The sequence below is a fragment of the Zoogloea ramigera genome (assembly GCF_006539865.1).
Taxonomy (GTDB): Bacteria; Pseudomonadota; Gammaproteobacteria; order Burkholderiales; family Rhodocyclaceae; genus Zoogloea; species Zoogloea ramigera.
This window is the reverse complement of record NZ_BJNV01000174.1, coordinates 1-1,168: the sequence shown is the minus strand read 5'-3', so window position 1 is coordinate 1,168 and position 1,168 is coordinate 1. Positions and strand designations below refer to the sequence as shown.

General features: G+C 77.7%; 3 protein-coding genes. All 3 read left to right on the top strand.

Features of this window, described 5'->3' with window-relative positions; translation table 11 throughout:
* Positions 1–247, top strand: a 247-nt coding sequence (locus ZRA01_RS20710; RefSeq protein WP_218028783.1) for a hypothetical protein, incomplete at its 5' end; no start/stop codon positions are given.
* Complete coding sequence (locus tag ZRA01_RS20300) at positions 244–786, top strand: hypothetical protein (RefSeq protein WP_141355183.1); 543 nt, start codon at positions 244–246, stop codon at positions 784–786. The genes ZRA01_RS20710 and ZRA01_RS20300, both read left to right, overlap by 4 nt.
* Positions 783–1,168 (top strand): hypothetical protein (locus ZRA01_RS20295; protein ID WP_218028782.1); only part of this gene is annotated, 386 nt, incomplete at its 3' end. The genes ZRA01_RS20300 and ZRA01_RS20295, both read left to right, overlap by 4 nt.

Sequence of the window (1,168 nt, the reverse complement as noted above, 5' to 3'; positions counted from 1 at the left end):
CGCCCAGGCCGACGACCAGCTGGCCGCGGCTGGCCGCCTGCACGCCGCCGCCGAGGCCCGCCGCCGCCTGGCCACCGACAACGTGGCCCTCGCCGACAAGGCCTGGCGCTTTGGCGAGCGCCCACTCGAAGCCCTGCTGCGGGCCCGCGCCGCTGCCTTCGACGCCGACGCCGCGCTGCTGCGCGCCGGCCTCGCCCGTGACCAGGCCCTCGCCTGGCGCGACTACCTGAATGGAGCCATCGAATGATCCGCCCCACCCCGACACCGCTCGCCGCCGCCTTGGCGGCCCTGCTGTTCGCCACCGCCACGCCCGCCCACGAGGGGCATGACCACGGCGCCCCCGAAGCCGCCGCCACCGACTGGGCCCCCCGCGCCACCGCCCGCAGCCACGACTTCGACCTGGTCGCCGTGCTGGCCGGCAGCGAACTCGTGCTGTGGCTGGACCGCGCCCGCGACAACGCCCCGCTGGCCGAGGCCGTCATCGAGGCTGAATCCGGCGCCTGGAAAGGCGTCGCGACGCCCGCCGCCGATGGCAGCCTGCGCCTGCCCGCCGGGCCGCTCGCCACACCGGGCCGCCACGAAGTGATCTTCACCGTGCAGGCCGGCGAGGCGATGGACCTGCTGCCGGCCACCCTGGTGGTGCCGGGGCCGGGCCCGGCGGCCCCCGCCGCTGCAGGCGGCTACCGCGGCTGGATCGCCGGCGGGCTGGCCGTGGCACTGCTCGGTGCCGCGGGCTGGCAGGGCTACCGGCGTTCGCACCGGCAGGCGGGGAGGGCGGGGGCATGAAGCCGGCTTACGGAATCGCGCCTTTGCCTGCGTCGGCCGACACGCAGCCGCGTAGCGATGCACCGGCCAGCGATCGCGCCCGCTGCATCCCGGCGCCGGTGCGAGGGCTGCCCCCGATGCCGTGGGGGCATGCGGCGGAAGCCTTGGTCCAGGCCGGCGCGCGCGAGTCGGGCCGGCCGCTTGCCCCGGAAAACACCCTGGACATCGGTAGCCACGCTCCCACCCTTCTGGCTGCCCGGTGGCGCTCCGGCACCGGCGCCCTCGCCGCCCTGCGGGCCGTCTGCCTGGCCCTGCTGCTCGGCACGCCGCCGGCCTTCGCCCACGAAGGCCACGACCACGCCGCAGAGGCGCCGCCGCCCGCCGCCGACGCCCCGCGCCGCCT